This window comes from Geobacillus stearothermophilus ATCC 12980, from assembly GCF_030369615.1.
GTDB classification, from domain to species: domain Bacteria; phylum Bacillota; class Bacilli; order Bacillales; family Anoxybacillaceae; genus Geobacillus; species Geobacillus stearothermophilus.
On the sequence record NZ_CP128494.1, the window covers coordinates 746,979 to 772,256 of the forward strand.

At 52.4% G+C, this 25,278-nt stretch carries 25 protein-coding genes, 7 pseudogenes and 1 riboswitch; of the genes and pseudogenes, 25 read left to right on the forward strand and 7 right to left on the reverse strand.

Going from position 1 to position 25,278, the window contains the following annotated elements; translation table 11 throughout:
• Nucleotides 1-110: 110 nt before the first annotated feature.
• The 6 genes and pseudogenes from asnB (at nt 111) to QSJ10_RS04085 (ending at nt 6,990) form a co-directional block, all read left to right on the forward strand.
• Nucleotides 111-2,019: pseudogene (gene asnB / locus QSJ10_RS04060) on the forward strand (asparagine synthase (glutamine-hydrolyzing)).
• 201 nt (nt 2,020-2,220) lie between these two features.
• Nucleotides 2,221-2,416, forward strand: a riboswitch (cobalamin riboswitch).
• A 130-nt stretch (nt 2,417-2,546) separates the two neighbouring features.
• The gene (locus QSJ10_RS04065; RefSeq protein WP_196332696.1) at nt 2,547-4,829 is read left to right on the forward strand and encodes a ribonucleoside-diphosphate reductase subunit alpha; all 2,283 of its coding nucleotides are present in this window, start codon (nt 2,547-2,549) and stop codon (nt 4,827-4,829) included.
• A gap of 74 nt (nt 4,830-4,903) precedes the next feature.
• Nucleotides 4,904-5,943, forward strand: a pseudogene (locus QSJ10_RS04070) (ribonucleotide-diphosphate reductase subunit beta).
• 200 nt (nt 5,944-6,143) lie between these two features.
• On the forward strand, nt 6,144-6,296 hold the full coding sequence (locus tag QSJ10_RS04075; RefSeq protein ID WP_023633957.1) for a hypothetical protein: 153 nt from the start codon (nt 6,144-6,146) through the stop codon (nt 6,294-6,296).
• A 31-nt stretch (nt 6,297-6,327) separates the two neighbouring features.
• Nucleotides 6,328-6,444: pseudogene (locus QSJ10_RS04080) on the forward strand (gamma-glutamylcyclotransferase family protein); the annotation flags it as partial.
• A gap of 60 nt (nt 6,445-6,504) precedes the next feature.
• Nucleotides 6,505-6,990 (forward strand): gamma-glutamylcyclotransferase family protein, encoded by a 486-nt coding sequence (locus QSJ10_RS04085; protein WP_223813623.1) that lies wholly within the window; start codon nt 6,505-6,507, stop codon nt 6,988-6,990.
• A gap of 284 nt (nt 6,991-7,274) precedes the next feature.
• On the opposite strand, the gene QSJ10_RS04090 is transcribed toward QSJ10_RS04085, so the two are convergent.
• Nucleotides 7,275-7,811, reverse strand: coding sequence for an HD domain-containing protein (locus QSJ10_RS04090; protein WP_013146000.1), 537 nt, complete (start codon nt 7,809-7,811; stop codon nt 7,275-7,277).
• A 129-nt stretch (nt 7,812-7,940) separates the two neighbouring features.
• Nucleotides 7,941-8,294, reverse strand: coding sequence for a 2Fe-2S iron-sulfur cluster-binding protein (locus QSJ10_RS04095; RefSeq protein ID WP_011230415.1), 354 nt, complete (start codon nt 8,292-8,294; stop codon nt 7,941-7,943).
• A gap of 136 nt (nt 8,295-8,430) precedes the next feature.
• On the opposite strand from QSJ10_RS04095, the gene QSJ10_RS04100 reads away from it, so the two are divergent.
• Nucleotides 8,431-8,895 (forward strand): hypothetical protein, encoded by a 465-nt coding sequence (locus QSJ10_RS04100; protein WP_033015757.1) that lies wholly within the window; start codon nt 8,431-8,433, stop codon nt 8,893-8,895.
• 155 nt (nt 8,896-9,050) lie between these two features.
• On the opposite strand, the gene QSJ10_RS04105 is transcribed toward QSJ10_RS04100, so the two are convergent.
• Both QSJ10_RS04105 and QSJ10_RS04110 read right to left on the reverse strand, forming a co-directional pair.
• A complete protein-coding gene (locus tag QSJ10_RS04105; RefSeq protein ID WP_033015758.1) occupies nt 9,051-9,905 on the reverse strand; it encodes a family 1 encapsulin nanocompartment shell protein in 855 nt (284 codons plus the stop codon).
• 15 nt (nt 9,906-9,920) lie between these two features.
• Nucleotides 9,921-10,523 (reverse strand): IMEF encapsulin system ferritin-like cargo protein, encoded by a 603-nt coding sequence (locus QSJ10_RS04110; RefSeq protein WP_230581350.1) that lies wholly within the window; start codon nt 10,521-10,523, stop codon nt 9,921-9,923.
• Nucleotides 10,524-10,751: 228 nt separating this feature from the next.
• Between QSJ10_RS04110 and QSJ10_RS04115 the strand changes: the two are divergent.
• The 12 genes and pseudogenes from QSJ10_RS04115 to QSJ10_RS04170 form a co-directional block, all read left to right on the forward strand.
• A pseudogene (locus QSJ10_RS04115) lies at nt 10,752-11,068 on the forward strand (zinc ribbon domain-containing protein); the annotation flags it as partial.
• A pseudogene (locus QSJ10_RS04120) lies at nt 11,022-11,288 on the forward strand (MFS transporter); the annotation flags it as partial. The pseudogenes QSJ10_RS04115 and QSJ10_RS04120, both read left to right, overlap by 47 nt.
• 39 nt (nt 11,289-11,327) lie before the next feature.
• Nucleotides 11,328-12,311, forward strand: a complete 984-nt coding sequence (locus QSJ10_RS04125) for an ornithine cyclodeaminase family protein (protein ID WP_033015762.1) — start codon at nt 11,328-11,330, stop codon at nt 12,309-12,311.
• Between the two features lie 251 nt (nt 12,312-12,562).
• Nucleotides 12,563-13,477 carry a UDP-N-acetylmuramate dehydrogenase gene (murB, locus tag QSJ10_RS04130; protein WP_015374224.1) on the forward strand — a complete coding sequence of 305 codons (915 nt, stop codon included), beginning with the start codon at nt 12,563-12,565 and terminating at the stop codon, nt 13,475-13,477.
• Between the two features lie 94 nt (nt 13,478-13,571).
• Nucleotides 13,572-13,682: pseudogene (locus tag QSJ10_RS04135) on the forward strand (diacylglycerol/lipid kinase family protein); the annotation flags it as partial.
• Between the two features lie 26 nt (nt 13,683-13,708).
• Entirely contained in the window at nt 13,709-13,945 is a 237-nt protein-coding gene (locus QSJ10_RS04140; protein WP_230847151.1) for a hypothetical protein, read from the forward strand.
• A gap of 628 nt (nt 13,946-14,573) precedes the next feature.
• Nucleotides 14,574-15,317: a threonine/serine exporter family protein gene (locus QSJ10_RS04145; protein WP_033005157.1), complete on the forward strand. Its 744-nt coding sequence runs from the start codon at nt 14,574-14,576 to the stop codon at nt 15,315-15,317.
• 15 nt (nt 15,318-15,332) lie between these two features.
• On the forward strand, nt 15,333-15,758 hold the full coding sequence (locus QSJ10_RS04150) for a threonine/serine exporter family protein (RefSeq protein ID WP_020754483.1): 426 nt from the start codon (nt 15,333-15,335) through the stop codon (nt 15,756-15,758).
• Between the two features lie 116 nt (nt 15,759-15,874).
• Nucleotides 15,875-17,035, forward strand: a complete 1,161-nt coding sequence (locus QSJ10_RS04155) for a M20 peptidase aminoacylase family protein (RefSeq protein WP_033015763.1) — start codon at nt 15,875-15,877, stop codon at nt 17,033-17,035.
• Nucleotides 17,010-17,849 (forward strand): GNAT family N-acetyltransferase, encoded by an 840-nt coding sequence (locus tag QSJ10_RS04160; RefSeq protein ID WP_033015765.1) that lies wholly within the window; start codon nt 17,010-17,012, stop codon nt 17,847-17,849. The genes QSJ10_RS04155 and QSJ10_RS04160 overlap by 26 nt, the downstream gene beginning before the upstream one ends.
• Entirely contained in the window at nt 17,846-18,973 is a 1,128-nt protein-coding gene (gene menC, locus QSJ10_RS04165) for an o-succinylbenzoate synthase (protein WP_033015768.1), read from the forward strand. The genes QSJ10_RS04160 and menC overlap by 4 nt, the downstream gene beginning before the upstream one ends.
• A gap of 25 nt (nt 18,974-18,998) precedes the next feature.
• A complete protein-coding gene (locus tag QSJ10_RS04170; RefSeq protein ID WP_015374232.1) occupies nt 18,999-19,493 on the forward strand; it encodes a GNAT family N-acetyltransferase in 495 nt (164 codons plus the stop codon).
• A 167-nt stretch (nt 19,494-19,660) separates the two neighbouring features.
• Here QSJ10_RS04170 and QSJ10_RS04175 read toward each other — a convergent pair.
• Nucleotides 19,661-20,137: pseudogene (locus QSJ10_RS04175) on the reverse strand (solute symporter family protein); the annotation flags it as partial.
• Entirely contained in the window at nt 20,122-20,412 is a 291-nt protein-coding gene (locus QSJ10_RS04180) for a DUF485 domain-containing protein (protein WP_080997624.1), read from the reverse strand. The gene QSJ10_RS04180 and the pseudogene QSJ10_RS04175, both read right to left, overlap by 16 nt.
• A 349-nt stretch (nt 20,413-20,761) precedes the next feature.
• Between QSJ10_RS04180 and bcaP the strand changes: the two genes are divergently transcribed.
• Complete coding sequence (bcaP, locus tag QSJ10_RS04185) at nt 20,762-22,177, forward strand: branched-chain amino acid transporter BcaP (protein ID WP_053532250.1); 1,416 nt, start codon at nt 20,762-20,764, stop codon at nt 22,175-22,177.
• 332 nt (nt 22,178-22,509) lie between these two features.
• Here the strand turns inward: bcaP and QSJ10_RS04190 are convergent, their stop codons facing one another.
• Nucleotides 22,510-22,710 carry an alpha/beta-type small acid-soluble spore protein gene (locus tag QSJ10_RS04190; protein ID WP_025948410.1) on the reverse strand — a complete coding sequence of 67 codons (201 nt, stop codon included), beginning with the start codon at nt 22,708-22,710 and terminating at the stop codon, nt 22,510-22,512.
• A gap of 229 nt (nt 22,711-22,939) precedes the next feature.
• Between QSJ10_RS04190 and QSJ10_RS04195 the strand changes: the two genes are divergently transcribed.
• The 5 genes from QSJ10_RS04195 to QSJ10_RS04215 all read left to right on the forward strand — a co-directional run bounded on the left by QSJ10_RS04195 (nt 22,940) and on the right by QSJ10_RS04215 (nt 25,231).
• Nucleotides 22,940-24,184, forward strand: a complete 1,245-nt coding sequence (locus tag QSJ10_RS04195) for an MFS transporter (protein WP_053532249.1) — start codon at nt 22,940-22,942, stop codon at nt 24,182-24,184.
• Nucleotides 24,185-24,260: 76 nt separating this feature from the next.
• Entirely contained in the window at nt 24,261-24,521 is a 261-nt protein-coding gene (locus tag QSJ10_RS04200) for a hypothetical protein (protein WP_049624198.1), read from the forward strand.
• A 248-nt stretch (nt 24,522-24,769) separates the two neighbouring features.
• Nucleotides 24,770-24,925 carry a hypothetical protein gene (locus QSJ10_RS04205; RefSeq protein ID WP_162839643.1) on the forward strand — a complete coding sequence of 52 codons (156 nt, stop codon included), beginning with the start codon at nt 24,770-24,772 and terminating at the stop codon, nt 24,923-24,925.
• Nucleotides 24,925-25,089: a protein YkzP gene (gene ykzP / locus QSJ10_RS04210; protein ID WP_014195259.1), complete on the forward strand. Its 165-nt coding sequence runs from the start codon at nt 24,925-24,927 to the stop codon at nt 25,087-25,089. The genes QSJ10_RS04205 and ykzP overlap by 1 nt, the downstream gene beginning before the upstream one ends.
• A complete protein-coding gene (locus QSJ10_RS04215) occupies nt 25,082-25,231 on the forward strand; it encodes a hypothetical protein (protein WP_196332684.1) in 150 nt (49 codons plus the stop codon). The genes ykzP and QSJ10_RS04215 overlap by 8 nt, the downstream gene beginning before the upstream one ends.
• Nucleotides 25,232-25,278: the final 47 nt, after the last annotated feature.

The window sequence follows — 25,278 nt, forward strand, 5'->3', positions numbered from 1 at the left end:
AAGAAAATATTCAGCTCACTTTATGATGTGGCTGAATAGTTACTAAACAAAAAGGTTTTTGGTGTTGTTTTTGGATTCTTCTTAGCAAAGTGGGGGGGACAATCATCGCCATGTGCGGTTTTATTGGCTGTATTCATGATCGCCCAAGAGCGATTGAGCAAACATGGAAAACAACGTTGGTGGAGATGAACCGCCTGATTACCCATCGCGGCCCCGACGATGAGGGGTATTTTTTTGATGACTACGTGAGTTTTGGTTTTCGGCGTTTGAGCATCATCGATCTGGAGGCGGGACATCAGCCGCTGTCTTATGAAAACGATCGATATTGGATCATTTTTAACGGGGAAATTTACAACTATCTTGAATTGCGGGAAGAGCTGGCGGCGAAAGGATATTCGTTTGCGACGCATTCGGATACCGAGGTGATTGTCGCCCTTTACAGCGCCGAAAAAGAAAAAGCGGTCGAAAAGCTGCGCGGGATGTTTGCGTTTGTCATTTGGGACAAGCAAGAGAAAACGGTGTTTGCGGCGCGCGATCCGTTCGGCATTAAGCCGTTTTTTTTATGCGGAGCAAGGAGACCGCACGTTTTTCGCTTCGGAAAAGAAAAGCATCTTGCTGGCCCTCGGACAGGAATCGCCAAACGGTGATTCCCTGCAGCATTATTTAACATTCCAATATGTCCCTGAGCCGCTGACGATGTCGGCCGGCATTTACAAGCTGGAGCCGGGGCATTATCTCAAGAAAAAAGTCGGAAAACCGCTCACCATTCATCGTTATTGGAAGGCATCCTTCGAGCCCATTCGCCAATCGGAAGAGGAGCTTGTAAAGAAAATCCGCGATGCGCTGTTTGATTCGGTCAACGTCCATATGCGCAGCGATGTGCCGGTCGGTGCGTTTTTGTCGGGAGGCATTGATTCATCGTTCATCGTCGCCATCGCGAAACAATTCCATCCGCACCTGAAGACATTTTCCGTCGGGTTTGAGCGGGAAGGGTTCAGTGAAATCGATGTCGCAAAAGAAACCGCAGAGAAGCTTGGGGTAGACAACATTAGCTATGTCATCTCACCGCAGGAGTATATGGAAGAGCTGCCGAAAATTATGTGGCATATGGACGATCCGCTTGCCGATCCTGCGGCGGTGCCGCTTTATTTTGTCGCTCGTGAGGCGAGAAAGCATGTCACGGTTGTGCTTTCCGGCGAGGGGGCGGACGAGCTGTTCGGCGGTTACAACATTTACCGCGAACCAGAGTCGTTGCGGCTGTTTGCGCGCATGCCAAACATCGTAAAAGCGGTGTTGCGGGTGATCGCGAAGATGCTTCCGGACGGGATGAAAGGAAAAAGCTTTTTGGAGCGCGGAACGACGCCGCTTGAAGAACGGTATGTCGGCAATGCGAAAATCTATAGCGAAAAGGAAAAAGCGGCGTTGCTCAAAACGTACCGAGGAGGGTGCGAATATACGGCGGTGACGGCTCCGTTTTACCGCGAAACGCTTCATGACCCACCCGTCAACCGGATGCAGTATATTGATCTTCATACATGGCTAAGGGGCGATATTTTAGTCAAAGCGGACAAAATGACGATGGCCCATTCGCTTGAGCTGCGCGTTCCCTTTTTAGACAAAAAGGTATTTGAGGTTGCTAGGCAAATCGCCCCTGACATGAAAACCGCCAACGGCACAACGAAATATATTTTACGTAAAGCCGCCGAAGGCATCGTACCGGATCATGTGTTAAACCGGAAAAAATTAGGGTTTCCCGTGCCGATTCGCCACTGGCTGAAAAACGAAATGTATGACTGGGCGAGACAGCTCATCAACGAAAGCGAAACTGATCATCTGTTCCATAAGGACGTGCTCTATCGGCTGCTGGATGAACATGCCCGCCACAAGGCGGATCATAGCCGCAAGCTGTGGACGGTCTTGGCGTTTATGGTTTGGCATCAAGTCTATGTGGAAAAGAAGTACGATTTTGCTCCATCCGTACAAAACGAGAAGCGGCCAGCGTCTGTTTTGGAGGCGTAGCAGGGAAACGACAGGGCGTTCTAAGGGCGACACCTAGAACGCCTTTTTCGATGGTGCGGACAGTTTCCTTGCCTTTGGCGAAGCGAAAGAGAAAATTTGCTTTCTCCCGCTCTTGCAATTTTCCCAGTTTTGGTATATGCTTGTTCCATCAGGATGCTAAACTACTATATATTGGTTTTGAGGTCTTTTTTTACAACTACATATTGTTCTGCTAAGCAACGGTGTCCATCAGGACTTAATAGGGAATCCGGTGCGAATCCGGAACTGCCCCCGCAACTGTATGTGCGGACGAAATGGGATGGCCACTGGCGGCAAGAGCCATTCGGCGCGCCGCTGGGAAGGCCCCAAAGTAGGACGATGCACGAGTCAGGAGACCTGCCTTGCTTGGAACGTTTCATGTTCTTCGGGGTGTGAGAAGATGAAACGATAGGGGAAAAGAACAAGGAGTTCGTCTGCCTTTTTTCGTCTGTCGTTTCATCCGCTCGCCTGCCCGAGCGGATTTTTTTATGGAAGGAGAGAAGAAACGAATGACCACATTGACGAAAACGATCATCCTCGATGATCAAGGGAAGTCGGTTTCGTTTTCACGTGAAGAGTTTGTGTCGCTGATTGGGCAAGCCGCGGCTGGATTCGGCCGTCTGTCGCTTGATGAATACGTCGAGCGTGTTTGGCAGCTTCTTAGCCGAAAGGAGTCCGTCACGGTAGAACAGCTGCACCAAACGGCTATTTTGGAAGGACTTTCTTACATTGATGAAGAGGAGCCGGACTGGACGTTTGTGTGCGCCCGGCTGTATTTGCGGCAATTGTACCGCGAGGCGGCACGGCAGCGCGGGTACGAGGAACGCGAGCGGTATGGCGATTTCTACTCGCTGCTTGTTGCGCTGACGGAACAAGGGGTGTACAGTCCGTTCTTGCTTGAACGTTATACGAAAGAAGAAGTCGACGCCATCGGTGCATTTCTTGATCCGGAGAAGGACAAGCTGTTTACGTACATTGGGCTGCGCACGCTCGCGGACCGGTATTTGGCCCGCGATTATGAGCGGCGGTTGTATGAATTGCCGCAGGAGCGGTTTTTGGTCATTGCCATGACGCTCATGGCGAATGAACCGCAAAAGCGGCGCCTTGCGCTCGTGAAGGAAGCGTATTGGGCGTTAAGCAACTTATACATGACCGTGGCGACGCCGACGCTTGCCAACGCTGGGAAGTCGTACGGCCAGCTCTCAAGCTGCTTTGTCGATACGGTCGATGACAGCTTGCAAGGAATTTATGACAGCAACACCGACATCGCCAATTTGTCGAAATCGGGCGGCGGCATCGGCGTCTATTTAGGCAAAATCCGGTCGCGCGGCAGCGACATCAAAGGATTCAAAGGGGTCTCCTCCGGCGTCATCCCGTGGATGAAGCAGTTGAACAATACAGCGGTGAGCGTCGATCAGTTGGGACAGCGAAAAGGAGCCATTTCCGTCTATTTGGATGTATGGCATAAAGACATTTTTGCGTTTCTCGATGCGCGGCTCAACAACGGCGACGAACGGCTGCGGACGCATGATTTGTTCACCGGCGTGTGCATCCCTGATTTGTTCATGGAGCAAGTCGAACAGCGCGGCGACTGGTACTTGTTTGATCCGCATGAAGTGCGGAAGGTGATGGGGTTTAGCTTGGAAGATTTTTATGATGAGGAAAAAGGGCGCGGGAGTTTCCGCGAGAAATATTGGCAATGCGTCAACGAACCAAGGCTGTCGAAAGAAAAAGTGCCGGCGATCGACGTGATGAAAAGCATTATGCGCAGCCAGCTCGAGTCGGGGACGCCGTTTATGTTTTACCGCGATGAAGTGAACCGGCAAAACCCGAACCGCCATCTCGGGATGATCTACTGCAGCAACCTTTGCACGGAAATCGCGCAAAACCAAAGCCCGACAGTGACGAAGCGGCAATATGTGAAAGACGGGACGATCATCATTGAGAAAATCCCAGGCGATTTTGTCGTCTGCAACTTATCGTCGATCAACTTGGCGCGGGCGGTGACCGACGGCGTTTTGGCGCGGCTGATCCCGATTCAAATGCGGATGCTCGATAATGTCATTGATTTAAACAATATCCCTGTGCTGCAAGCCGGCCTGACGAACGAAAAATACCGCGCTGTCGGGCTTGGAACCTTTGGCTGGCATCATTTGTTGGCGTTAAAAGGCATTCGCTGGGAGTCGGACGAAGCGGTCCGCTATGCCGACGAGCTGTATGAAACGATCGCGTATTTGGCGATTCAAGCGAGCATGGAGCTCGCCAAAGAGAAAGGGAGCTACCCGGCGTTTCCGGGGTCGGACTGGCAGACAGGCGCTTATTTTGAGCGGCGCGGCTACGAAAGCCACGGTGAATTGGATTGGGATCGGCTGAAGCAAGACGTGGCCCGCTATGGGATGCGAAACGGCTATGTGATGGCGGTGGCGCCGAACGCCTCGACGTCGATCATCGCCGGCAGTACAGCGAGCATTGACCCGATTTTCTTAAAAGTGTACGCCGAGGAAAAGAAAGATTATAAGATTCCCGTTACGGTGCCGGATTTAAACGAACAGACGACATGGTATTACAAATCGGCGTACCATATCGACCAGCGCTGGAGCATCAAGCAAAACGCCGCCCGCCAGCGCCATGTCGACCAAGCCATCTCCTTTAACTTCTACGTCGTGAACACGATTAAGGCAAAAGAGCTGCTCGATTTGCATTTGACGGCGTGGAAATCGGGGCTGAAAACGACGTATTACGTGCGTTCGACATCGGGGACGATCGACGAGTGCGATTCTTGCGCGAGCTGACGGTCTTCCCCCAGACGTTGCCGATTCCGGGGAAAGATTCACGCCGAAGCTTAGCTGAAAGGGAGGAATGGATCATGACAATCAGCTTAGTCAAACGGCCGATTATGGATCCAGAGGCGCCGAACCGTTCGACGGGCATTATCAACGGCCGCTGCTCGAATGTGTTGAACTGGGACGATATCGCCTACCCATGGGCGTATGCGAAATATAAGCGAATGCTCGCCAACTTTTGGACGCCGTTTGAAATCAATATGGCCCAAGATGTGAAGCAGTTTCCGCAGCTGACCGCCCGCGAGCAGGATGCGTTTTTGAAAATCATTGGACTCTTGGCGCTGCTTGACAGCATCCAAACCGACTACGCCGGACGTGTCGCTGATTACATTACGGACCCGAGCATCAATGCGCTCATGATCATGCTCGCCCAGCAGGAAGTCATTCACAACCATTCCTATTCGTACGTGCTCTCGAGCCTTGTGCCGAAAGCAAAGCAGATGAAGTATTCGACTTTTGGCGAAACGAACCGACGCTACGCAAGCGGAACGATTTTGTGACGAACGGCTACAAGGCGTTTGCCGAAGAGCCGAACGTGGAGAACTTGCTGCGGTCGATCGTCTTTGACGTTATTTTAGAAGGATTGTTTTTCTACTCGGGGTTCGCCTTTTTCTACAACCTCGCGCGCCAGCAAAAAATGGTGGCGACGAGCACGATGATCAATTACATCAACCGTGACGAGCACATTCATGTTGATTTGTTTACAAAAATTTTCAAGGAAGTGTTGAACGAATACCCAGAGTATCGGACGCCGGAGCTTGCCGATTTCGTCCGGAACACGTTTATGAAAGCGGCAGAGCTGGAAATCGAATGGGCTCGGGAAATCATTGGGAATGACATCGATGGCATCGACTTGGCTGATTTGGAAGCGTACATTAAGTTTTACGCCAACGTCCGCGCCCACCAGCTCGGATTTGACCGCCCGTTTGACGGCTACCGGACGAACCCGCTCCGCTGGATTAAAGCGTATGAAGAAGTTGACCTTGGCAAATCAGACTTCTTCGAGCAAAAACCACGCCAGTATACGAAAGTACAAGTCGATAATGGGTTTGATGAGCTGTAAGGAAACCCGCGTTGGGGCATCGTCCAACGCGGTTTTTTGCCGGAAAACATGATTAACGGAGGGATTCTCGCTGCATTATACAATGGGGAAGAGAAAAGGAAAAGAGATGTTGCGGTTTGTTGTCGGACGGTAGGCTTGGGCGCCTTACCTTGGTATAATGAGAAAAAACTTGCTTTTGAATGCGAAAGGGGACGGGAGAAGTGGGGAAAAAACAGGAAATCGAACGGCTGCGCGAGCAATTGAATCAGTGGCTCGTGGAAGAGGAGCACGACAATGACGAGGTATGGCTGAAGAGGGGGGGAAGCGATTTTTCAACGTTTCGCTCAGCTGGGTTCAAGCGCCATCGCCTATAACCAGCTTGGCGACCCGGAAACGTCGCTTGCCATACTTGACCAGCTTGAAGGGTATCACGGCCCGGGACAGCCTAACCATTATGAACGGATCACCGTGACCGCCATAGATGCTGATGGCGAGAAGTACACGTGTTACACGTACGTGTACCCATCAGAACGAAAAGAGTGGCTTGAGCAACACGCCAAACAAGTTTTTGGAGGTGATTGGATGGTGTTTCTCCATTCCAAAGATGAAGTGATGTACTTTGCCTATGGCTCTTGCATGAGCGAACGCGATTTTCGCTGCACTGTCCCGCATTTTGAGGTGATGGGCCGAGCGGTGCTTGACGATCACCGGTTGGCGTTCACCCGGTATTCCCGCGGTCGGCAAGGAGGGGTCGCAGATATCGTCCCTTCTCCGGGCGACCGGGTCGAAGGCGTGCTGTACAAAATTCCGGCGCGCTATGTGACGGAACTTGATTGGCGCGAGGGCGTCCCAGCCGGCGTGTACCGTCGTGAATACGTCGATGTGCAGTGTAAGGGACAGCTTGTTTCCGCCCTCACGTACGTTGTCGTCGAGAAACAGTTGGATGAAATCGCGCCAAGCGAATCGTACGCTTCGATTATTCTTGATGAAGGGGCATCTCTTTTAAGCACGCATTACACCGAGCGGGTGCGGCGTCATATTGAACATTTACGGAGAAGAGAGCGGTAAGTGCAGGAAAACGGTGCGTTGCGGCGGTGCTCCAAGGCTTGCCGTTTTTTTTTTGGGAAGAACGGCGGCGGGCGTTTTGGCGGGACAGATGGTGCCAAGTAGTCTTAAAGCGTGAGTGGACGATGAGGATATAAGAGGGCATTCGATGGTGTGTATCGTTCTGTGTCGCTGGCGCGCGAGCAGCCCACCTGATGAAAGGGTGAGCTGTTTCCGTTCAGAGCATACATTGTTCGTGGCGATGTTTCGCGTCTGTTCAAGGGGAATGGCGACATCAAGGCAAGCGGTCAAACAATATCCCCGAGTCGCTCTTTTCCGTGCTGACGGCTGACGAGTTCGTCGAGCTGGCGGATTTTTTTCCACGCTAAGTCGTCGCTGATCGTTCGATAATGGTGGCGGCCGCCGGGCTCCTCGTCGGCTTCGTCGGCCCATTTGACGATGGCTTGAAGCGGCGTTCGTTTCCATTCTCCTTCTGGAAGGTAGGAATCGGTATGAAGCAAAATCGCCAGGGCAATTTCCTTAGCGTTTTGCGGATGTTCGCCAAGGCGGATCAGCAGCTTATGGGCGCGCTCGGCCCCTTTGATGGCATGGATGTCGTTTTGCCGGTATTGTTCGTAGTCCCAACGGCCGTTTTTGTACCATGTGTAATGGCCGATATCATGAAGCAGTGCCGCTTTTGTCGCCAAGTCGACGTTCACTCCGTGGCGGAGGGCAAGGTGGTAGGCATGGTACGCCGCGGTGATGGCGTGGGCGAGGCCGGATCGTTTTAAATATTTTTGCGCAATCGGATGGGCAAAGACGTCGGTTAAGGTGACCGTTCTCATAGGCATCCCCTCCGTTTTTTGTATTTCTCACCATCATACCATGGCGTAAAGAGTCAGGCAATGAGAGAAAGTAGGTGGGAGCGGTTGCATGGGAAAAAATAAGCCGATCGTGCTAAAATAGCGCTCGGCTTATTGGATTTGTGCTTGGCAGGCAAGCCGTTTGGCTGGTTGATCCGTTTTTTCGCGCTCGCGCCGCGTTTTCGGAGCGAGAAGGTGAGCGCCGGCCAGAACGGTGACCATGCAACGGCCACACGTTCCTTTTTTGCATTTGTGATCGAGCAGAACACCTTGTCCTAGGGCGGCGTCAAGAAGCGAAACGCCGGGGGCTGGCTGCACGGTGAACGTTTTCCCTTTTTGTTCGATTTGAATGACAGACGGCCGCACGGCGGACGGCCCATCGGGCTTAGGCGGCGCGGCAGAAATGGAGCGCTCCGATGGCCGGACGGCAGGCTTCAGTGAGCCGACCGTGAATGTTTTACCCATTTTTTTACACATCTCCTTTAAATTACATGGTTAGTTTGAAAATGAATCTCATTTACATCCGAATGAATGATTGGTATCATAATAGTAAAAGGAATTGCGAAAACGCCATCTTGGCTAGGGACAAGGGGGAGACACCATGGGCATTCCGATGAACGGACTGCGCGATATGAAAGCGATTTTGGCCAACGAGCGAAAAGTCGGCGGCGCCATCGAAGCTGCATTTCTCCGTCTCCGCTCCGGCGAAGAATACCGAAACGCCTGTATCGTTCATATCGATCAGCTGGGCGCTCAATATTACTCTGTCGGCTTTGTGACCGAGCAAGGAGATCGGATGGTTGTCAACGTCCACGACATTAGCGTCATTTCCGCGCCCGAACATAAAAAAATCCGTGAGCTGAACAACGTCGCTTATAAACGGGAAGCCATCCACAACAAGCGGCGCTATTTAAAACGGCTGTTCGATATTTATCAAGGCAGCTATACCGTCCATTTTTGGCAGGAAGCGAAAATGATTATCGATGACATCGGTGTTGAGGCGCTCAGTCCGGAATTGTCGCTGCTCGTTTCGAACGTTCAAGACCAAGCAGCCCGCACGGCTTGATGGCCAACTAGCAAGACGCCCAGCGGTTTGTAAATCCGCTGGGCGTTTCGATTGTTGCAAGCAGCGGATGTGGCTATTGAATCGCCTTCGGACGCTTTGGCCCATGTCTAGCCAGCCTCCCGCTAATGTGTCCCCTCTTTCCCTGAAAAGAGAAATTACGAGGCTCCGGCTGGATCTTCAAGCGTACAGATGGCGCTCGGCCGTTTAATGCGCGGCACAACCGATTCATAGACACGGAACAAGTAGTTCATGTTTTCCGTATCTAAAAACGAGGTTTGCACGTCGACAGCGACAGCAAGATCGATGTTTTGTCGGCCGGCATCGATAACGACGCCGCGTTTGCCTTTAATGACTGGCGTTTGGTAAATGCCGGCGGTCATCAGCTCGCGGATGTGCTCAATTTCAAGCACGTGCGTTCCTTCATGGATGCGGTGGATCAACGCATACAACTCCGGTGACAGGACGAGTGCGTATGGGCCGGTATGGCCGAGCTGAAGCAGCTTGTTGCGCGCTTCAACGACGTCGGCGAAGGCGTTGCCCGATTTCATCCAGTCGCTGCGAATGTGGGCGATTTTTCCTTCCACGTTCATAATGCCCGGTACATCAAATTCAGCCGAACCGTTGAAAATCAAATCGTCCTCGAGCAGCGCGCACTGCTGGGCGGCGTTGGCAGCGGCGGAAAAGTCGATCGGGCTGCCAAGCTGTTTTGCCTGCTCAATGTCGCGCCAGTACAAAATAAAGTCTTTATACAAAAGCGGGATCGTTAAATGCACGCGGCGCGCCGGCTCGGAAAGGCTCAGCTCTTTGCCGTGGAAGCTCATGTCCCCCTGTTCCGGGTTCATATAAATATCGTTGGCGACCGACTGGACACCTTCGCCGAGCGGACCGTACAAATCGATAAACCTACGTCCGACGAGCTGGCGGCGCGCCGTTTCAATGACCAGTTCCTCAAGCTCGCTCCATTGGCTTGCTGTGAGCGGGGCTTCTGGATACAGCTTCGTTTTATCCATGTTTCCTCTCCTTTCTTATCCGTGTTTTAAGCTGCCGACTGTCAGTTGCCGTCTCGTTCCGATCGATGGGCGGACAGGTGCTGGGTCGGAAGGAGGGACAGCGTACTGAGCCAGTTTCAAATGGTCTTTTTGATGCTCTTTTTCGTCCGTCGGCACTGAAGCGTCGAAAGACAATGGCGCATCGAGCGCACGGTTGAGCGTTTCGAGAGCGGCTTTCATCTGTTGGTAGTCCGCCGCGGTCATGTCGCGCAGCGCCGCAATCGCCGGTTCATGTTCCGTCCCTTTATAATGAAACAACGACAAATCGAGATGCTCCAAAAAGTTGTGCAAGCCGAATTTTTCTAGGCTGATGTCTTGCAACAGGCGCAGAAAGTCGCCGTTTTCCCGCGATAAGAACGCTTCGTCCGCCAATGCCTCCTCCAACTTTGGAAGCAGGGCGGCCAAACGGTCAAATCGGTGCTCCTCTTCTTCGTAAATATGATGCCAATACAGCCGTTCATGATCATCAACCGCCTGTTCAATTGTCGGCTCTAAAATCGCTTGAAACTGGCCGAGCGCCTCTTTCGACCGGCCGAGAATGACGCTGACCTCTGCTAATGCGTCGTGTGCGTCGTGCAATGGACTCCCTCCCATGAAATGGTTGTTACCATTTTTTCCATATGTATATGATTGTAAAACTCTTTGCTCTCGTCCGCATTACAGATCAGCGAGCGAGAAAGCCCACTCCTTGAGGGGGGGATGAAAGCGAGCCGTTTTCTTCATAATTGAATGATGATGAAAAAAAACGATATCATGTAATCGTTGCAAGGAGAAAGAAATGGTACTTGGCTGTTGCGGTCACATTTGAAGTGGAACCGCGACACGAAACGCTTCCGATGCCAAAGGTGTGGATACACTCTCCACGCCGACTTGAATGGCGCCATCAACATCGCCAAAGCGATTTCGGGCTTTGCCGTCGAACCTAGCGCACTGGTCACAGGTGCGCCGCCCATTGGGGTACATCCTAACCCGATGGGACGGGGTGATGATACATCCCGAAGCTTTTGCGTTGTCCGAACCAGAAATGGATGAGGACGCAAACGACCCAAGAATCCCACGCCTTTAGGCGTGCGGAGTGTCAACGCTGTGCTTGGTACAATGTTTTCAGAAATTTTCCCATCTAACGTCCGATATACGGGTATTTCGCTTGGCTACCAAATCGGCGCCGCACTAGCGGGAGGAACGGCACCGCTCATCGCTACGGCATTGCTGGCGGCGTATGGGAACTCTTATGTGCCGGTGGCCTTATATATTGTATTAGTCTCGCTTATTTCGCTGGCCGCTGTCTGGTCTGTGCGCGACCGCAAACATGAAGAACTTGATGAGCAAGACGGAATCGCGTAACGCGGTTCCGTTTTTTCAGCGTATTGAAGGAGGGGGATTATGCTTATTTTGTCAGAACAAGAAATTCAACGCATGTATACGATGAAGGATGCCATTTCCGATGTAAAAGAAATGTTGCGACAAAAACAAGCAGGGAAAGTGATCACCCCTGATCGCACGGTGCTTCCATTTCCGAATCATGATGCTTCGATTTTGTATATGCCATCCGCTGAGGAGGGGGCAGCAGTGGTGAAGGTGGTCAGCATTTTCCCCCATAACCCTGCAGCAGGAAGATCGACCACCCAGGGGATCATGGTGCTTACGGATGCGAAAACGGGGGAACATCGGATGGTTTGTAATGCCACGTATTTGACGAGACTGCGCACGGGGGCGTTATCCGCCATTGCAGCTGATTATTTGGCGACACAGGCGGCGTCGCGGCTAGCGGTGATCGGAACAGGGGCGATGGCCAAAGAACAAGTGGTTGGCATATTGGCAGTGAGAGCGATTGAACGTATATTTCTGTACAACCGAACGAGGAAAAAAGCAGAAGACTTGGCGGCGGGACTGCATCAACTGGTTCGGGAATGGACAGGGAAGGTATATGTGGTGGATGAGGCGGACGAAGCCGTTCGCCAGGCCGACATCGTGGTATGCAGCACGCGCTCGGAACAGCCGGTGTTTTCCAGTCAAATGTTGCGGCCAGGCATGCACATTAGCGCCATTGGCTCGTACTTGCCACATATGCGCGAGTTGGATGTGGAGACTATTGTCCAAGCGGACCGCATTGTCGTCGATACACTTGAGGGCGTCAGGCATGAGGCAGGAGAACTCATTCAGGCGGCTGAAAGTGGAAGATGGTCTTTTTCTCAAATTGATGCCGAAATCGGGGAACTCGTCACCGGAGAGAAAGCTGGGCGGCAACACGATCAGGAAATCACCTTATTTAAATCGGTCGGAGCGGCTTTCTATGATTTGGCTGTGGCGATTGGCGTCTATCAAAAAGCGAAGGAGCTCGGAGTAGGACAAGAAATAGAATTATAGGGGATGGGAATGAGGATATGCTGCTTTGTTTCTGCCATTTTGGCGAGAAACAGGAATCCATTTTCCGGACGGTTGCCCGTCCGGTTTTTTGTTCTTTTCCATCCGACGTCACCTTTTGGCCCAGTCCCGAATAAAACAGAATAAGGAACATTGCCCACTTGATATGCGGCGCGATTCCGGCGATAATGGAAACGATGTGGAATGAATGCCGCCAAGCGGCATGGAATGAGAGAAGAAGGTGAGACAGAACGATGAAACGTGCGGAACATATTTATCAAAGACTCGTAGAGATTTGTGGGGAAAGAAACGTCCTGCGCGATGAGCCGATGAAAAACCATACATTAGTGCGGATCGGCGGCAAGGCTGATTTTCTCGTCTGGCCGGAAACGTACGAGCAAGTCATCGAGGTGTTGCGGCTGAAAGAGGAGTACGGCCTGCCGTTTACCCTTCTCGGCAACGGTTCGAACGTCATCATCCGCGACGGCGGGCTGCGCGGCATTGTCATGCAGCTGAAGCATCTCAACCGCATTTGGCGTGAAGGAAACAACGTGATCGCCCAAAGCGGGGCGGATATTAAAGCGGTGTCGCGGTTCGCGCTCGAACAACACCTCACCGGGTTGGAGTTCGCCTGCGGCATTCCGGGGTCGGTCGGCGGGGCGATTATGATGAACGCCGGAGCGTACGGCGGGGAAGTGAAAGATGTGCTTGACCATGTCAAGGTGGCGACGCTCGCCGGCGAGTTGAAAACATTGACAAACGAGGAACTGGAGCTCGGTTATCGAACAAGCATCATCAGCCGGACGCATGATATTGTGCTTGAAGTCGTCTTTTCCCTGCAGCCGGGCGACTATGCACAAATCAAGGCGAAAATGGATGATTTAACATTTCAGCGCGAATCGAAACAGCCGCTTGAGTATCCGTCGGTCGGCAGCGTGTTTAAGCGGCCGCCGGGCTATTTTGCCGGCAAGCTCATCCAAGACAGCGGCCTTCAGGGAAAAGGATTCGGCGGTGCGGAAGTGTCGACGAAACACGCCGGATTCATCATTAACAAAAACAATGCGACGGCTGCCGATTACATCGCGACGATCGACATGGTGCGCAAAACCGTAAAGGAGAAGTTCGGAGTTGATTTAGAGCTGGAAGTGAAAATTATCGGTGAGGAATGATGACTGATCCGAATCCGGTTTGCGGGTTCGGATTTTTCTTATTTCGCCGAGAGGAAAAATGAAACAAACCGCCAATAGGTAAGAAAAGGGATTATCCGTGCCCGACGGCGCGTTTGCCAACAGCGTCGGCTGCGGTTTTGACGCCCATATCGCCCGCATGGCCAACCGTTCGGCATGGAAAGGGCGGTTCAATCGTGTTGGGCTCCGCGCTTGGTCATGAAAAGACGGTTTTTGGAACGTGATGTCTTTTCACTTTTTCAATGGATCACTGTTGGTTTTGCTTTGCGCGATGGGCTGTTGGCGGCGATTAAGGTGTACTTGATCGTTCGCTACGACGTCGAAGCGTTTGACCGTGCGATTGTCATTCGCGAAGGCATTGGTTGGGGGATCACGATTCTCTGTATGTTGGGGTTTGTCCGTATTTCGAAAATCATCTCGGAGCGGGAGAACCGCCATCATTCGACGTGAGCGTAAAGGAGAGAAGCGGTCGAAAGCAAAACGGGCAACTGAAGAAACAGGGAAAAGGGAGCGGCGTTGCACATGGCCAAACGCCAAGAGGGTGTCCCAAAAGGATCAGGACACCCCCTTTCGTCTCTCTATATACGGCATTGACCGCTTCTTCCGCACTATATTTCGTGTCTATCTTGAAGTCAGACAGCCTTTTGGGTCAGCCCCTTTCTCATCATGAACCTCCCCCACTTATCGAAGTGGGGGTTTCCTGTTTCCCCTTCGGAGGTGGATGCATGATAGGCTGGTTGGCAGCCTATCTGCAGGCAACACCTGGCACCCGTCCCGTTGGGAGCCACAGGCAACATGAGTATCCATGATACTCAAGGGCGGGAACTCGCCATCTACGACTTCATACCTAAGCAATCCGTCGATACGTAAACGGTTTGACCGTAAATTCCAATGGGCGGATTTCACCATAATATACTTTGGCAAATAAATTCATTGCCCCATGGATATCACGGTGTCGTTTGTACCCGCATTGACATGTATATGTTTGGTGGGAGTTTGTTTTTGCGATGAGCGCCCGGCAGGGGAAAACGGGATGGCCAATGCCATGCCGGGCGAAAACGAAAGGAGCAAACCGGTTATGACGGAGCGGGTGGATGATATTGTTGAGGTTTGTTTATTAGCGGGAAAATTGATGCTTGAAAGCGGTGGGGAGACGTACCGGGTGGAAGATACAATGACGCGCATCGCTGCTTCGTTTGGCATGCCGCGCTCCCATGGTTATGTCACACCAACGGCCATTATTTTTTCTGTTGAAGGGACAGACTCAACCAGATTGATCCGCATTTCCGAGCGTTCGACTGATTTAGCGAAAGTGGCGGTCGTGAACGATATTTCCCGGCGCATCAGCCGCGGTGAATTGACGCTTGAAAAGGCGCGAAAGGAGCTCGAGGATATCGGGCGCGCCCCGATGGGTTACCCTCTTTGGCAGCAAACCGCCGCCGCAGCGTTAGCGAGTGCTTGTTTTGCGTCATTGATTGGAGGGATGGTTCACTTTTTCCCATCGCTTTTTTCCGGAGGGGTGGCATTTTGGTGTTTTGAGATGGTGCATCGGTTTGTGAAAATCCGGTTTTTCGCGGAATTTTTTGCTTCTTTTGTCGCCGGGGGGCTCGTATTGTTAATGGTGCAGGCCGGATTTGGCGGGGACGTCGGGAACATGATCATCGGCTCGGTGTTGCCGCTCGTGCCGGGGCTGGCGATTACCAATGCGGTGCGCGATTTAATGGCCGGCCATTTGATCGCCGGTTTGTCGCGCGGTGCTGAGGCGTTTTTGACGGCGTTTGCGATCGGCACTGGCATCGCCTTTGTTTTATCTATTCGATGATAGGGAGCACAGGTCATGATTGTTATGCAGTTGCTGCTTAGCTTTGTGGCGTCAACGTTGTTTGGCATGATTTTTAATGTTCCGCCACGGCTGTTGCCGCATAGCGGATTTGTCGGGATGAGCGGATGGGCGGCCTATACGTTTGCTGTACGTTCGAGCGTAGACAGTGTGATTGCGACGTTTATAGCCGCGTTTTTCGTCGCCTTTTTAAGCAATGCGTTTGCTCGGCGCTATCGGGCGCCGGCAACCATTTTTATTGTTCCTGGCATTCTCCCGCTCGTTCCAGGTGGGACGGCATTTGAAGCGATGCGTCATGTCGTCATGAACGACTACAATGCAGCGATTCCGTTGGCGGCAAAAGCGTTCATGATTTCCGGGGCGATTGCGATGGGGCTCATTTTTTCTGAGGTCGTCAACCAGCTGGTAAAGCGCCGCCCGTAATGGCACGTGTCTGTTTTTTCCAATCATTTGCCTATCGTTGTATTTGTTTGTCTGAATATTATAATGAATATAACGATGTTTTTTCTATCGATTTTGAAACAGTGGGGGAGAGCGGAATGAAAGACATTATCGAGCAGATGAAAGCGGAGCTATGGGAGGTTTTCGATCACCTTCACCGCCATCCAGAAATCAGCTGGGAAGAGTGGCAAACGACTGAATTTCTCCGCCGAGAGTTGGAGCGCGAAGGATATCGGGTGCGGACGTTTGCCGATTGCCCGGGTGTGGTGGCGGAAATCGGCGCCGGGCCGTTTACGGTTGGGGTGCGCAGCGATATGGATGCGCTTTGGCAAGAAGTGAACGGCGTTTGGCAGCCGAACCATGCGTGCGGGCATGATGCCCACATGACGATCGTGCTCGGGGTGGCGAAGCTGCTTCGCCGCATCGGCTATGAGCCGCCGGGGACGCTCCGGTTTTTGTTCCAGCCGGCCGAGGAGAAAGGAACAGGGGCGTTAAAGCTGATCGAAAAAGGAGCGGTCGACGGCGTGTCGTTTTTATACGGCGTTCACCTGCGGCCGATTCAAGAAGTGAAAGGCGGATATGCGGCGCCGGCGATCATCCATGGGGCGGCGCAATGCATCGAAGGGCGGATCCGCGGTGTGGCGGCGCACGCGGCGCGGCCGCATTTAGGCGTCAATGTCATTGAAGTCGGCAGCGCCATTGTGCAAGAGCTCGGCAAAATTCATATTGATCCGCAAGTGCCGGCGTCGATCAAAATGACGAAGTTTCACGCCGGTGAAAAAGATGCGAACACGATCCCGGGCTACGCGGAATTCGCCCTTGATTTGCGGGCGCAAACGAACGAGGCGATGGAGCGGCTCGTTGAAGGGCTACGTCATGTGATCAACGGGGTCGCTGCCATTTATGGGGCGGAGATTGAACTAGTGGAACGGACGCGCATCGTCGCCGCTCATCCTGATCCAGATGCGGTGCGGCTGATGGAGGAGGCGATTATCGCGGCCTTGGGGACGGAAAAATGCGTTCCGCCGGTTGTGACATCGGGAGGAGAGGATTTCCATTTTTATTCCTTTCAAAAACCGGAGCTGAAGACAACGATGCTCGGGTTAGGCTGTGACTTGCGTCCGGGGCTCCATCACCCGAACATGACGTTCCGGCGCGATGATTTGCTTTCCGGTGTGGAAATTTTGGCGCGAACGGTCATCAATACGTTTGCGCTGCAGGGGGAGAACGAGCGTGTCTCTGTCACTGCAAATCCTTGAGACGATCGAACAGTTGAAAGAGATGGCCAAGCTTGAGGAGGAGATTTGGAAAACAGCGCCGGTTCCGCTCCATCAAACGTTGACGGCGGCAAAAAACGGCGGCATTGTGATCGGCGCGTATATGGACGGGAAACTCGTCGGCTTTGTGTATAGCTTCCCTGGGTTTCGAAACGGGGAAGTGTATCTTTGTTCCCATATGATGGGGATTGATGCTTCCTTTCGCGACCGAGGAATCGGCTACCGTCTGAAAAGGAAGCAGGCGGAAGAAGCGCGGCGGCGCGGCTACCGAGTCATCCGCTGGACGTATGATCCGCTGCAAAGTCGCAACGGCTATTTGAACTTGGCGAAGCTTGGGGCTGTTGGCGTCGAGTATGTGGAAAACTGCTACGGCGAAATGAATGACGCGTTGAACGGTCAACTGCCGTCTGACCGCTTCATCGTCGAATGGCGGCTTGATGAGCGTCCGACCGGGGAGCGGAGCTTGGCTAAAGCTGATCTTCTCAAGGCCAGAAGTCTGACGGTGCTCGAGGCAGGGCAAAGGGCTGACGGCCTATTGCAGCCGGTGCCGAGAGACATCGATGAAACAGCGGCGCCGTTGTTGTTGACAGCCATCCCGCTTGACTTTCCGCAGCTGAAAGAGCGGGATTTCGCGCTGGCGCTTGAGTGGCGGCTGGCGACGCGCGCCTTGTTTCAGCGGCTGCTTGTGGAAGGATGGATTGCCGCCGGCGCTTGGCGCTGCCTGGAGGAAGGGGTGCTTTATTACATATGGAAGCGGCGGAGTGAACGATGGCAGCAGAAAGGGGAAGAAGAATGACGATCAACATCGAGTACGTCATATTGCGCCATTTACAAATGGAGTTGAAGGCGCCGTTTACGACGAGCTTCGGCACGTTTCAAAGGAAAGAGTTGATTTTAGTGGAAGTTGTCGATCGCGACGGCGTTTCCGGCTGGGGCGAATCGGTCGCATTTTCCGCCCCGTGGTACAGCGAGGAAACGGTGAAAACGAACTGGCATATGCTCGAAGATTTCCTTGTGCCGCTTGCGTTGGCTGAGCCGATTCACCACCCGGAGGAGCTGTCAAAGCGCTTTTCTGCCATCCGCCAAAACAACATGGCGAAAGCGGCGCTTGAGGGGGCGGTATGGGATTTGTACGCCAAGCGGCTCGGCGTTCCGCTTTCTCAAGCTCTCGGAGGAGCGAAAAAGGACATTGAAGTCGGCGTCAGCATCGGCATCCAGCCGACGGTTGCCGATCTGCTTCAGGTGATTGAGCGGTATGTGGCGCAAGGGTACCGGCGGATCAAGGTGAAAATCAAGCCAAGCTGGGATGTGGACGTCATTCGTGAGGTGCGGCGCGTGTTTCCTGACGTGCCGCTTATGGCCGATGCCAATTCGGCGTATACGCTTGTCGATGCGGATCGGCTGAAAGCGCTCGATGAATTCGGGTTGCTGATGATCGAGCAGCCGCTCGCCGCTGACGATCTTGTCGATCACGCTCGGCTGCAGCCGCTTCTTCAGACGCCGATTTGCCTTGATGAAAGCATTCGTTCCTATGACGATGCGCGCAAGGCGCTTGACCTTGGCAGCTGTCGCATCATCAACATCAAAATCGGGCGCGTTGGCGGGCTTGGCGAGGCGAAGCGCATCCACGATCTTTGCGCTGAGCGCGGTGCGCCGGTCTGGTGCGGGGGGATGCTGGAAGCAGGCGTCGGGCGCGCCCACAACATCGCGATCACGACGTTGGAAAACTTCACCCTTCCCGGCGACACCGCCGCGTCGTCGCATTATTGGGAGCGGGATATCATCACGCCGGAAGTTGAGGTGCACGGCGGCTTGATCCGCGTGCCGGACGCTCCCGGCATCGGCTATGACGTCGACCGCCGCCAAGTGGAGCGGTATACGCAGTTTGCGAAGGTGTTTCACCGTACGGCGACGGCATAAAGGATGATAAAGGGAGAAAGAAAAAATGATGATTAGACCGATTGAAGTTCGCGATGCGGAACATTTCTTGGAGTTGTGCAAAAAAATTGATGAATCTGGTTTTATGTTATTTGAGCCTGGCGAACGGCAAACAACGGTTGAGCAACAAAGTAAATCGATTGAAAGAATGTTGTCTGAGCCGAATAAAATGATCTTTGTTGCTGAAACGGAAAACAAGCTTGTCGGGTTCCTTGCTGTCATAGGAGGCGATGTAAAACGAAATCGACATTCTGCCAATGTTGTTTTGGGAGTTCTTGAAGACTATCAAGGACAGGGCATTGCCACGAAACTATTCAACAAAGCGTTTGAGTGGGCAAAGGAAGTTGGAATTTTGAGATTAGGACTTACGGTCATGAAAGGGAACGATAAGGCGTTCAACTTATATAGGAAGATGGGGTTCGTATTAGAAGGCGAGAGAGTTCAATCGTTAAGAGTGAATGGGGAATTTGTAAATGAATATTACCTATACAAACTGTTATAATGCTAATTGGGGCTGGCCCAAACGCAAGCACGTTTTGGGCCAGCCCCTTCTTTGCTGTGTTACACGCGTCCTATCCCAGTATTTGCTTTGACGACAATTTCCGTATATTTCTTTTCATCCGATTTTTTCGACGAGACGAGCGTGCCAACGATCGCACCGATAAAGCCGAGCGGAATCGAGATGATGCCCGGGTTGGCGGCGACGATTTTGTCATAGCCGACAAACGCGGCGGCGCCAAAGCCTAAAAAGATCGTCATGACGTAGAAAAGCCCAATGATCCATGTTGCATAAACGACCGATTTGCGCGCAGTCGGGGCGTCTTTGACCGTAAAGAAGCGGATTAAAATGTGCGGCAGCCCGGCCGTCCCCAACGCGAGCGCCAAGTTGAGTGAAATCGTATCGAGCGGGTCTTTAAACTTGTTGCCCGGGTTTAAAAACGCTTCGCCAAGCGGTGTCGCGGTTTTGACTTCATGGAACATTTTGGCGATGCTGAAATCGAATTTAGCAAAGACGATGATGGAAATGATAAACGTACCGACCATCAGCAAGACGGCTTTGACGATTTGCACCCAGCTCGTTGCCGTCATGCCGCCGAAGACGACGTACACCGTCATCAAAACGCCGACAATCAAGACGGAATAAATGGCTCGACGATGGCATCAAATTGTGCTGCGCGTTTCGAATAAAGGATGCATAAGTCCCATGTCATGATAAATTGCGCAAAGGCAAACAGCCACGCCCAGCTGACCGGTCCGATTGCTAGTGCGTTGAGCGCTTTCGAATACGACGTCAACACCGGAAGGGCGAAGTAAAAGACGAAGAAAAAGACGGTGGCTGGGATGATGAAGCGCTTCTTCGCCTGAATGAGCCCGCGGAATGAAGCGGATTGGGCAATGGTTTCATAGTTCGCTCCCTTGATTGACCCATGATTCCTTTTTCACTGCCATCGTGATCCCTCCTTATTTGTATTAAAGCGTTTTCAAAATGAGTAATGGAATGTTCTTCCGCAAGCGGCGGATGTGAATCCCCCTTTCTTGACACAAATTTGTCACACATTCATTATACATTTATCTGAAAAAATTTGTAAATTGATTCTTTTGTTATTTTTAAAAACTATTTTTTTGCTTTGCCGCACAAAACGGAAAAAGTTTTTTGTTGTTTTTCTTATTTTCGCACTTTACAAAAAAACAAGGATCATGTAGAATGACAACTGTATTCGACAATAAAATTCAACAATTTTCTACAAAAAACGGCAAGGGGAGACATCTATGAATTTGTTTCGTAAAAAACCGATTCAGTTGCTTATGAAAGAATCGGGGGCAAAAGGAGCTTCGCTGCGAAAAGAGTTAGGCGCATTTGATTTGACGATGCTCGGCATCGGCGCCATTATCGGGACAGGCATTTTCGTCCTGACTGGGGTGGCGGCGGCGGAACATGCTGGTCCGGCTCTCGTTCTTTCGTTCGTTTTGTCTGGGTTGGCGTGCGTGTTTGCGGCGCTTTGCTACGCCGAGTTCGCCTCGACGGTGCCAGTGGCGGGGAGTGCTTACACTTACAGCTATGCCACGTTTGGTGAGCTCATCGCTTGGATTTTAGGCTGGGATTTGATTTTGGAATATGGGGTTGCTTCGTCGGCGGTTGCCGTCGGTTGGTCCGGTTATTTCCAAGGGTTGCTTGCCGGTTTTGGCATCGAACTCCCGAAAGCATTGACGAGCGCATATGATCCGGAGAAAGGGACGTTCATCGATTTGCCAGCGATTTTAATTATTCTGTTCATTACGTTTTTATTGAATTTAGGGGCGAAAAAATCGGCCCGTTTCAATACGATTGTCGTTTTTATTAAAGTGGCTGTCATCTTGCTTTTTTTGGCGGTCGGTGTTTGGTATGTCAAACCGGAAAACTGGACGCCGTTTATGCCGTATGGCTTCTCTGGGGTGGCAGCCGGCGCGGCGACGGTGTTTTTCGCTTACATCGGCTTTGATGCGGTGTCGACGGCGGCAGAAGAAGTGCGCAATCCGCAGCGCGATATGCCGATTGGCATCATCGTCTCGTTGCTTGTGTGCACATTGTTGTATATTGTGGTTTCGCTCGTATTGACAGGCATCATTCCGTACGAGCAGCTCAACGTGAAAAACCCAGTGGCGTTTGCGTTAAACTATATCCACCAAGACTGGGTGGCAGGCTTTATTTCGCTCGGGGCGATCGCCGGCATTACGACCGTGCTCCTTGTGATGATGTATGGGCAGACGCGTCTCTTCTACGCCATCAGCCGCGACGGTTTGTTGCCGAAAGTGTTTGCCCGCATCAGCCCGACGCGCCAAGTGCCGTATGTCAATACGTGGCTGACGGGAGCGGCTGTAGCGGTATTTGCCGGCATCATTCCGCTCAACAAATTGGCGGAACTGACGAACATCGGCACGCTCTTTGCCTTTATCACCGTCTCGATCGGAGTGTTGGTGCTGCGTAAAACACAGCCGGACTTAAAGCGGGCATTCCGCGTTCCGTTTGTCCCAGTCATCCCGATTTTGGCCGTGTTGTTCTGCGGCTACCTCGCTCTTCAGCTTCCGGCGATGACATGGATCGGTTTTGTCTCGTGGCTGCTGATCGGTTTAGTGATTTACTTTATCTACGGCCGCAAGCATAGTGAGCTGAATAAAATGGCACGGACGGAAGAAAATGCCGGATGAACGGCCAAACAATGAAAAAGGGGCTGACCCAAATGGGGAAACAGCCCCTTTTTCCATTATGTCAAATTTTTCGGCAACACCGCGTTTCACTCTTTTTTCATGCGGAAAAACCCCGATTCAAATAAAGAAAGTTCCCCTTCAGGCAGGGAAATTCCCCCTAAAAAAGGGAGTCATGGAAGCGCCCGTCCATCGCGGTTGGGGGGCATTATGCAACCAAAAAGACAGCAGATGACGACCGCAACAACAAGAAAGATCGCCGCCAAGCTGACGTCCACCGCCATTTGAAAGCGATGGATGCCAAAATGAAAAAAGCCGAGTGATTCCGCTCGGCTTTATTCCGTTTTTCGGCCTGCCAATTCGCTTTGTGCTTGAGCAATGAGCCGTTTCGTCATTTCTCCGCCGACGGAGCCGTTGGCGCGCGAAACCGTGCCAGCCCCGAGCTGTACGCCAAACTCTTGGGCGATTTCGTACTTAATTTGTTCCAACGCTTGTTCGATGCCTGGAACAAGCAGTTTGTTGCTTGAACGAGCCATATGAAATTCCTCCTTGATGGTTTTTTGATGAGGTATGATTAGTATGGACGATCGAACAAAGAGATATGGTTGGGAATTACAGGATGAATTTTCTATTAAAAACATCCATGAGTAAGCTTTTACTCGCCACCCAAGCATGAAAATAACCGCTCATGGATTCATTATTTTCACAGAAAAACGCACATCATATAAGTGGAAATATCGACTTCATAAGAAAGGGACCGAAGCGATGAAATGGACGGTGCAGCTGTCAAAAGCGGCAGGGAGGCAGGCTGGTCGGGGGTGGGCGGTCGCTGCGCTTGCCTCGATTCCGCTTGTCATGACGCTGGGCAATTCGATGCTCATCCCGGTGCTGCCGGCGATGGAACGGCATCTCGACATCACGCCGCTGCAGTCGAGCCTGCTGATCACGATGTATTCCGTTGTGGCGATTTTGTTCATTCCGCTGGCCGGATATATAAGCGACCGCATCGGGAGAAAAATGGTCATCGTTCCAAGCCTGTTGCTGGCGGCGGTGGGAGGGGGGCTGGCGGGATGGGCTGCTTGGCGGGTGAGCGACCCGTACGGCTGGATGATCGCCGGGCGCATGTTGCAAGGGCTGGGGGCGGCCGGGGCGTTTCCGATCGTTTTGCCGCTTGTCGGGGATTTGTTTCCGGATGAGGAGGAGGCAAGCCGCTGTTTAGGGACGGTTGAAACGGCGAACACGTTCGGCAAAGTGCTAAGCCCGATTCTCGGGGCGATGCTGGCTGGCATCATTTGGTTTTTTCCGTTTTTTTCGTTCCCTGTCTTTTGCCTGCTATCGGCAGCAATGATGGTTTGGTTCATCCAGGTGCCGGCGCGTCGGGAGCGGCCGTTGCCGTTTCGGGATTTTATTGCGGTGGTGGCGGAGATTTTCCGCCGCGAAGGGCGTTGGCTGATCGGGGTGTTTGTCATCGGCGGTTTGTTGATGCTTGTGTTGTTTGCGTTTTTATTTTTCCTTTCAAGCCGTCTTGAAGATGTGTATGGCATTGATGGAATGAGGAAAGGATGGGTGCTCGCCATCCCGCTCGGGGCGCTCTGCCTCGCTTCATTTGCGGCCGGGAAAGCGATTGGCGACCGGAAACAGCGGATGAAATGGGGCGCTGCGGCCGGCTCCGTTCTATTGGCGGCTGCGTTGGCCCTCGTTCCCCTTCATTCATCCCTTTCCGTTTGGCTGGCGTTGTTCTCGGTAGCCGGCATCGGCATCGGCGCTGCGCTGCCGTGTTTAGATGCGCTTATCACGGAAGGAATTGAGAAAAGCGAGCGCGGGACGGTGACATCGTTTTACAGTTCGCTTCGTTTTATCGGCGTGGCTGCCGGACCGCCGTTGGCAGCCTGGCTGATGAAAGGCGGCGCCGGTCCGCTTTTGTTCTTGCTCAGCGGGCTGGCGTTGCTTGGCGGAGCTCTTGTCGTTTGGCTGATCCGTCCGGAAGGAGAGAAAGGAGGAAGAGGATGAGAGCCGTCACATACCAAGGCATAACTTTGGCTATTCTGAAACGTTTGGCGGCTACCCGGGCGGGCAAGCTGAATATTTGCGCGTGCTTTCGCGCAACATTACGCTGAAAATGGGGCAGGCGCCGGTCATTCATTACATTCCGACGCTGTACGAATGGATCGTCGAAGGAAAATTCGACCCGACTGATATCATCACGAACCGTCTTCCTCTTGACGAGGCGCAATATGCATACGAGATTTTCGATGAAAAAAAGACGGCTTCAGTGAACTACCCACCACCTACGCTTCGCTTAGAGGTGGGGGCTTCAAGCGACTTGTGTGTGTTCGCTGAACGGTAAGCCACACACAAGAACCCTTTACGCTTCCCTTCGTTCCGAAGGTGTCCGTTCTAGCCATATTCTATCCTATTCGTTGGCTAACGCCAACCGAAATTCATCTCCCACTTTCACTGGTGCTGGCGCACCTTCACGTTTAGAAGTAGGAGACTTCTTTCGGAGGGAAGTTAAAGTGGTACTCAAACCATAGCGGCGCATAAAGTTGGCGCAGCGGAGACACGATAAGAAAAAATGCGGGAAGGAGGATCGATGTGACTGACATTGCATTCCCGGTTGCCCGCCTGCAAGAGGGGACGCTTCGCCAGCTCCAGCAACTCGAACAGCGGCTGCGTGAAGAAACAGGAGAAGAAATTGTGCTTGTCGCTTATGAGCGGAAAACGGTTGATGAGGAGGAGACGAAACGATGATGAAGCGAAAAGTGAAATTTGACGCAGCAAAAAACAACAATAAAACGCCAACGGAAAGCTTGCCGGATACCGAATTTGCGGCACAATATGCCGGCGAGGAGGACATGATCCGCGGCGCGAACCGCAATTCGAAAAAAGGGCGGCAAGGAGGCGGGGATGGGTAAAGAGCATAAGAAGCGGCCCGCTCGAACGAATGAAGAAATGGCGTTTGAATGGGGCGATTTCGCTGCCCACGAGCCGCTTTGGATCATGGAGGAACAAAAACGGGCGAAAGAAAATGAAAAGGAACGAAAAAAGCAGGGATAACGCTCCCTGCTTTTTCACGTGGTGCACAAAAAAGCCGTGCCTCCGGC